Origin of the sequence: Actinosynnema sp. NPDC023658 (assembly GCF_040639995.1) — a bacterium.
GTDB lineage: Bacteria > Actinomycetota > Actinomycetes > Mycobacteriales > Pseudonocardiaceae > Actinosynnema.
In genome coordinates this window covers 1-7534 of the sequence record NZ_JBFAAX010000288.1, presented here as the reverse complement: position 1 = coordinate 7534, position 7534 = coordinate 1, and the positions used below count along the sequence as shown (strand labels likewise).

Genomic DNA, 7534 nt, shown 5'->3' with positions numbered 1-7534 from the left:
CGCCCGACAGCAGAGCTCCCCCGGAGGACGCCGCCCCCGGCGGGCGGCTGCCCGACGCCGGACCACCAGGCCGAGCGCGAACGCGCCGACCAGCACCAGGCCGCCGAACCCGATCAGGCCGCCGGTCGGCACCCGGGTGGTGAACGCCGCCTTCGCGACCACGCCGGCGCCCTCGGAACCGGCGTGGATCGTGATCGGCACGACCGGCTTGTCGGGCTTGTTGGTCACCGCGAGCGCCAGGGTCTGCCCGGCCTCGACGGTCCCGCAGACCTTGGGCGGCGCGCTGGGGTCGAAGAACTCCTGGTAGCCCTTGGCCGGTGCGACCTCGATCACGCAGACCTCCTGCGGCGTGCGCAGGTCCGGCACCTGCACGGTGCCGTCCGCGGCGGTCTGGAGCACGACCGGCGTGCCCTCGGGACCGGTCAGCGCGGTGTCGTCCTGGCGCTTCGCGGGCGCCGTGCCGTCGGCCGCGGTCACCTTCAGCGCCACGCCGGCGATCGCCTTGCCGGTCTCGGCGTCGGTCTTGGCGACCTTCACCACGCCCGGCGCGGTCTTCGCGGTCGTCGACGCGTTCGCGCTCAGCTTCTTCTCGCCACCCGTGGTGACGATCCGCTGCATGTTGTCGTCGGCCGGGATGTGCACCTTCGGCCGGTCCGCCGGGCTGTCCAGCTTCACCGTGAGCGACGGGTTCGGCCCGGTCGGCACCACCTGCACCGCCAGCGACTTGCCGTCGGTCGACGTGGTCAGCTCGGCGGCGGCCTCACCGGTCTCCAGCGTCGCGTCGGTCAGCTCCACCGTCACCGGGGCGCCGGCCACCTGACCGCCGTCGCCCTTGGTGACGTCCACCACCCACGTGTCGGGCGTGCCGATGACCTGCTCGTCGGCCGGGGCGCTCACCTTGGCCGCCCACGGGCCGCGGTTCGCCGCCGCCTCGGCCTCCAGCCGGCCCACCGCCTGCTGCGCCTGGCCGAAGCGCGCGAGCTGCTTGAAGTGGAAGTCGGCGTTGTAGGCGATGTGCTTGTAGTCGCTGGTCGGCGCCAGCGAGATCTTGTTGGCCGGGTCCTCGTACGCCGTCCAGGTGTGCAGCAGGTGCGCCAGCGCCGCCGACTCGTCCGCGGACTGCGTGTTGGCGTACCTCAGCAGGAGGTAGGAGATGCTCCCCGCGACGTCGTCGCGGAGGCGCGCGCCGCCCTTGGAGAGCAGCTCGTCGCCCTCCCGGTACGCCACGTTGCTGTCCGGCGCGAGCAGCGAGTACTGCACGCACCACACCTGCTGACCACGCCACTTGTAGGAGCCGAGCCAGTCGCCGCCCGCCGGTTTGCCCGCGTACCCCTGGGCGTCGGTCTCGTACCCCGAACCCCGCTCGACCTGGGGCTGGGCACCGGCCGCGCCGGGCACGGCGAGCAGGGCCACACCGGTCGCGAGCACCGCGCCGGCGAGTCGTCTCCACCTCATGATGTCCGAACCCCTCGGGCGCGCGCCTGTGGGCGTCGCCGGTAGGTGACAGCTGCCTTGGCTGAGCCTTACGGGGAGGAGATCACGTCGGCAAGCCGCCGCGCGGGTGGAACCCCGACTACGCTCCGCAGCGCGGGGTGTGGATCCGAGATCGACAGTCCGAGTAAAGTCACTTTTACCCGACGGGAACCGATCGACTCGTGTGGTCGTTGAACCCCGTGACGGCGTCAGCACGCCACAGGAGGACGAGGTGCGCACCACCAGCAACCCCGCGTTCCGCAACCTGCCGACCAGCGGCGGTGGCGGTAACTACGCAGGCTTCGGCCAGCCTTACCAGGCGCAGCAGTACCCCGGCTACCAGGGTGCGCCGCCGGCCACCGGCGAGCGGCCCATCACGATCGACGACGTGGTGACGAAGACCGCGACCACGCTGGGCATCGCCCTGGTCACCGGCTTCATCTCGGCGTGGCTGGTCCTCTCCGGCCAGGTCGCGCCGTTCGCGCTCGCGATCCCCGGCATGCTCGTCGGTCTGGTCACGGCGCTGATCGTCATCTTCAAGCGCACCCCGAGCGCGCCGCTGGTGCTCGTGTACTCGGCGGCCGAGGGCGTGTTCCTCGGGGCCATCACCGGCGTGTTCGAGTCGGTGTACTCCGGCATCGCGTGGCAGGCGATCCTGGGCACGTTCGGCGTGTTCGGCGCCATGCTCGTGGTCTACAAGACGGGTGCGATCCGGGTCACCCCGCGCCTGACCAAGTGGATCATCGGCGCCACCGTCGGCGTGGTCGTGCTCATGCTGGGCAACCTGATCATGAGCCTGTTCGGCGTGAACATGGGCCTGCGCGACGGCGGCACCCTGGCGATCGTGTTCAGCCTGCTGGTGATCGGCATCGCGGCGTTCAACTTCCTGCTGGACTTCGAGGCCGCGAACGAGATGATCCGCGGCGGGCTGCCGGCGAAGTACGCCTGGCTGGCCGCGTTCGGCCTGATGACCACGCTGGTCTGGCTGTACCTGGAGATCCTGCGCCTGCTGTCCTACCTGCAGCGCGACTAGCACCACCCGCAGCACGCCGAAGGGCGCCCCGGTCAGCCGGGGCGCCCTTCGCGCGTCCTGCCCGAACCACGCGTGTCCTACGTCCAAGTCGCGAGAGTCCTACGCTCGGAACGCGAGAGTCCTACGCTCAGGACACCCGAGTTGAACGCTCAGGACACGCCGGACGCGGGTCAGCTCAGGCGCTCGACCACCATGGCCATGCCCTGACCGCCGCCGACGCACATGGTCTCCAGGCCGAACTGCTTGTCGTGGAACTGGAGCGAGTTGATCAGCGTCGTGGTGATCCGCGCGCCGGTCATCCCGAACGGGTGACCCACGGCGATCGCGCCGCCGTTGACGTTGAGCCGGTCCAGGTCGATCCCCAGGTCCCGGTACGACGGGATGACCTGCGCCGCGAACGCCTCGTTGATCTCCACGAGGTCGATGTCCGAGATCGACATCCCGGCCAGCGCCAACGCCCGCCGCGACGCCTCGACCGGCCCGAGGCCCATGATCTCCGGCGACAACCCGGACACACCGGTCGACACGATCCGCGCCAACGGCGTGATGCCGAGCTCCTTCGCCTTCACGTCGCTCATGACCACCAGCGCCGCCGCGCCGTCGTTCAACGGGCAGCAGTTGCCCGCCGTGACCCGCCCGTCGGGCCGGAACACCGGCTTGAGCCCCGACACGCCCTCGATCGTCACGCCGGCGCGCGGGCCGTCGTCGGCCGACACGACGGTGCCGTCCGGCAGCGTCACGGGCGTGATCTCGCGCGCCCAGAACCCGTTGGCGATGGCCTTCTCCGCGAGGTTCTGCGACCGCACGCCGAACTCGTCCATCTCCTGCCGCGACACGCCCTTGGCCAGCGCCAGGTTCTCCGCCGTCTGCCCCATGGCGATGTAGACGTCGGGCACCTGCCCGTTCACCCGCGGGTCGACCCACTCCGACGCGCCGGAACCGGCCACCGCGGCGGTGCGGGCCTCGGCGTCGGCGAACAGCGGGTTGTGGGTGTTCGGCCACGAGTCGGACGACCCGCGCGCGAAGCTGGACACCGTCTCCACGCCCGCGCTGATGAACACGTCGCCCTCGCCCGCCTTGATGGCGTGCAGCGCCATCCGCGTCGTCTGCACGCTCGACGCGCAGTACCGGGTCACCGTGGTGCCGGGCAGGTTGTCGTACCCCGCCAGCACGGACACGACGCGGCCCAGGTTGAAGCCCTGCTCGCCGCCGGGCAGACCGCAGCCGAGCATGAGGTCGTCGATGTCGTTCGGGTCGAGCTGCGGCACCTTCGCCAGCGCGGCCTTCAGGACCTGCACGGTGAGGTCGTCGGCGCGCACGTCCTTCAGCGAGCCCTTGCCCGCGCGCCCGATGGGCGACCGGGCGGCGGAGACGATCACTGCCTCAGGCATTACGGAACTCCTTTGTTTCGCCGCAACGTGTGACGTGCAGCCTAGTTAACGCCCGTTCAGCGCGGCCACCACTCGTGACGAAGGACGCCGCACAACGGGGCCAGCAGGACGGACGTCGCCGCCTCGTACCCCACCGCGCTCGGGTGGAACCGGTCCCGGCTGAAGTAGTCCACGTGCCGCGCCCGGAACTCCGCCGCCAGCAGGTCGCCCAGCGCCACCGCCACGCCGCCCGCCCGCTCCACCTCGACCCGCTGCGCCCGCGCCAGCCGCCGCGACCAGCTCCGCGCCACCGACCGCAGCGGCTCCGCGATCGGCCGCACGGTGCCCAGGTCCGGGCACGTCGCCACGACCACGCCGACGCCCGCCTCCCGCAGCCGCCGCACCTGCACGCCCAGCAGCGCCGCCGACACCGGGATCGACAGCCGCGTGGTCACGTCGTTCGCCCCGATGACCACCAGCGCCAGGTCCGGCGGGTCGGCCACCACCCGGTCCACCTGCGCCGCGAGGTCGCGGGTCGTGGAACCGGAGATCGCGTACGTCTCCAGCCGCACCGGCGCACCGACCTCCTCGGACAACCCGGTCGCCAGCACCACGCCCGGCAGCTCCGCCGGGTCGTCCACCCCGAGCCCGGCCGCCATCGAGTCGCCCAGCACGGCGAACCGCACCGGCGGCCCCCCACCCGCGCCGTGCACCCCGTCCGCGCGCAACGGCGGCGCGTCCGGCACCCCGATCACCACCCGCGCGCGCCGCGACTGCTCGCTGAACAAGCCGTACGCCACCCCGGTCAGCCCGCCCAACGCCCCCGCGACCACCGCCAGGAGCCGGAACCCCCGCATCGCGACCTCCCTCCCACCACCCCCATCGTCCACCGGGCCGAACGCCCCGCCACCGATATACGCTCAGCGGGTCATCTCAAGAAGTGGAAGGTCCGTCGTGGAGTACGTCGAGAGCGTCGTAGACCTGGTCGGCAACACGCCGCTGGTGAAGCTGAACGCGGTGGCCGAGGGCCGCCTGCCGCTCATCCTGGCCAAGGTCGAGTACCTCAACCCCGGCGGCAGCGTGAAGGACCGCATCGCGCTGCGCATGGTCGAGGCGGCCGAGCGCAGCGGCGAGCTCGGGCCCGGCGGCACGATCGTCGAGCCCACCTCGGGCAACACCGGCGTCGGACTGGCGCTCGTGGCCCAGCGCAAGGGCTACAAGTGCGTCTTCGTCTGCCCCGACAAGGTCAGCGTGGACAAGCGCAACGTGCTCAAGGCCTACGGCGCCGAGGTCGTGGTGTGCCCGACCGCGGTCGCGCCGGAGCACCCCGACTCGTACTACAACGTCTCCGACCGCCTGGTGGCCGAGATCCCCGGCGCGTGGAAGCCCAACCAGTACGCCAACCCGGAGAACCCGGCCAGCCACTACCACGGCACCGGTCCCGAGGTCTGGCGGCAGACCGAGGGCCGCGTCACGCACTTCGTCGCGGGCGTCGGCACCGGCGGCACGATCTCCGGCACCGGCAGGTACCTCAAGGAGGTCTCCGGTGGCCGCGTGAAGATCATCGGCGCGGACCCGGAGGGCTCGGTCTACTCCGGCGGCACCGGCCGGCCGTACCTGGTGGAGGGCGTCGGTGAGGACTTCTGGCCCGACGCCTACGACCGGGACGTGTGCGACGAGATCGTCGCGGTGAGCGACGCGGACTCGTTCGACATCACCCGCCGGCTCGCCCGCGAGGAGGGCCTGCTCGTCGGCGGCTCGTGCGGCATGGCCGTCGCGGCGGCGCTGCGCGTGGCCGAGACCGCGGGCCCGGACGACGTGATCGTCGTGCTGCTGCCCGACGGCGGCCGCGGCTACCTGTCGAGCGTGTTCAACGACAAGTGGATGGCGCAGTACGGCTTCCTCTCGCCCGACACGTCCGGCGCGACGGTCGGGGACGTGTTGCGGCGCAAGGACGGCACCGTGCCGGACCTCGTGCACGGCCACCCCAACGAGACGGTCGCGGAGGCCGTCGCGATCATGCGCGAGTACGGCGTCTCCCAGATGCCGGTCGTCAACGCCGAACCGCCGGTGATGGCCGCCGAGGTCGCGGGCGCGGTCAACGAGCGGGACCTGCTCGACGCGCTGTTCACCGGCAAGGCGCAGCTGACCGACCGGCTCGACCGGCACATGTCGTTGAAGCTGCCCACGATCGGCGCGGGCGAGTCGATCAGCTCCGCCATGGCGGCACTGTCCTCAGCGGACGGTGCGCTGGTGCTGGAGGACGGCAAGCCCGCCGGCGTGGTCACGCGGCAGGACATCCTGGGTTTCCTCGCCGGTCGCTGACCGGCCGCCGACCGGTGGTCGACCCGTTCCGGATCGGGACGGGTTGACCGGTTGCGCGTGGCCAGGGCGGTGGCATCCGCTAGCGTTGGCCACCGACTCACTAACCTACGGCCCGTGCCAAGGGGGTTGGAAACTCCGATGAACGCTCCGCAGCCGCCAGGGAACCAGCAGTTCGGCGGTCACAACCAGCAGGAGCAGGGGCAGGGTGCCCAGCCCCCGAACGCCGACGCGACGCAGGTCGTGCCGAGCGGTGGCCAGCCCCCTGCTTTCCCGCCGCCGGAGGCGACCCAGGTCATGCCCTCCGGCCAGCAGCCCCCGTCGAACCCGGACGCGACGCAGGTCGTGTCGCCGGGCGCGACCCAGCAGCAGCCGCAGTCCAACCCGTACGGTCAGCCCGCGCAGCAGCCCGGTTCCGGCGCTTTCCCGGCGCAGCAGCCGGGATCCGGCGCGTTCCCGGCCCAACAGCCGCCGCAGTACGGGCAGCCGCCGGCGCAGTACGGCCAGCAGCCGCCCGCCCAGTACGGGCAGCCGTCCAACCCGTACGGCCAGCCGCAGCAGAACCCGTACGCCCAGCAGCCGCCGTCCAACCCCTACGGCCAGCCGCCCGGGGCGAACCCCTACTCGCAGCCGCAGCAGGCGTGGGGCGCGCAGCCCCACTACGGCGCGCAGCCCGCTTACGGTGCGCCCGCAGGCGGTTACGCGGAGTGGGGCACCCGCGCGATCGGCTTCCTGATCGACTACGTCGCGCCCGGCCTCGTGGTCGGCGTCCTGGCCGGCATCGGCGCGGCCACCGGCGACCCGACCATCGGGGTCATCCTCCCCGGCATCGGGTACCTGGCGCTGATCGGCTTCATGATCTACAACTCCTGGTACCTGGCGGGCACCACGGGTCAGTCGATGGGCAAGAAGGTCGCGAAGATCAAGCTCATCAAGGAGGAGACGGGGCAGCCGATCGGCTTCGGCAACGCCTTCGTCCGGCACCTGTGCCACTTCGTCGACTCGCTGCCCTGCTACGCGGGCTGGTTCGCGCCCCTGTGGGAGGCCAAGAACCAGACGTGGGCCGACAAGATCATGGGCACCGTCGTGGTGAACGCGCCTGCGGGCGCCACCCCCGGCGGGTACCCGGGCGGCGGTGGCGGTTACGGCCAGCAGCCGAACCCCTACGGCCAGCAGCCGCCGTCGAACCCGTACGGCCAGCCGCAGCAGAACCCGTACGGCCAGCAGCCGCCGCAGCAGTGGTGAGCTGAGCACCACCGGGCGTCACCCGACCGCCCGGGGGGCCTGCGGCCGCCCGGCGGGTGGGCGTTAGGGCGCCCGAGCCGAATGTCAGGAG

Annotated in this window: 6 protein-coding genes; 3 read left to right on the top strand and 3 right to left on the bottom strand. The window is 72.0% G+C overall.

Annotation, left to right across the window (positions count from 1 at the left end; all coding sequences use genetic code 11):
• A partial coding sequence (locus AB0G02_RS24035) for a hypothetical protein (RefSeq protein ID WP_360797713.1) occupies positions 1–1455 on the bottom strand: 1455 nt, incomplete at its 3' end.
• A gap of 250 nt (positions 1456–1705) precedes the next feature.
• On the opposite strand from AB0G02_RS24035, the gene AB0G02_RS24030 reads away from it, so the two are divergent.
• Complete coding sequence (locus AB0G02_RS24030; protein ID WP_360797712.1) at positions 1706–2506, top strand: Bax inhibitor-1/YccA family protein; 801 nt, start codon at positions 1706–1708, stop codon at positions 2504–2506.
• A 170-nt stretch (positions 2507–2676) separates the two neighbouring features.
• Here AB0G02_RS24030 and AB0G02_RS24025 read toward each other — a convergent pair whose 3' ends face one another.
• Positions 2677–3897, bottom strand: a complete 1221-nt coding sequence (locus tag AB0G02_RS24025; RefSeq protein ID WP_360797711.1) for an acetyl-CoA C-acetyltransferase — start codon at positions 3895–3897, stop codon at positions 2677–2679.
• Positions 3898–3953: 56 nt separating this feature from the next.
• Positions 3954–4733, bottom strand: coding sequence for an SGNH/GDSL hydrolase family protein (locus AB0G02_RS24020; protein WP_360797710.1), 780 nt, complete (start codon positions 4731–4733; stop codon positions 3954–3956).
• A gap of 97 nt (positions 4734–4830) precedes the next feature.
• Here AB0G02_RS24020 and AB0G02_RS24015 point away from each other — a divergent pair, with 97 nt between their 5' ends.
• Together AB0G02_RS24015 and AB0G02_RS24010 are read left to right on the top strand one after the other, a co-directional pair.
• Positions 4831–6201 carry a cystathionine beta-synthase gene (locus AB0G02_RS24015; protein ID WP_360797709.1) on the top strand — a complete coding sequence of 457 codons (1371 nt, stop codon included), beginning with the start codon at positions 4831–4833 and terminating at the stop codon, positions 6199–6201.
• A 138-nt stretch (positions 6202–6339) separates the two neighbouring features.
• On the top strand, positions 6340–7443 hold the full coding sequence (locus tag AB0G02_RS24010) for an RDD family protein (protein WP_360797708.1): 1104 nt from the start codon (positions 6340–6342) through the stop codon (positions 7441–7443).
• Positions 7444–7534: the final 91 nt, after the last annotated feature.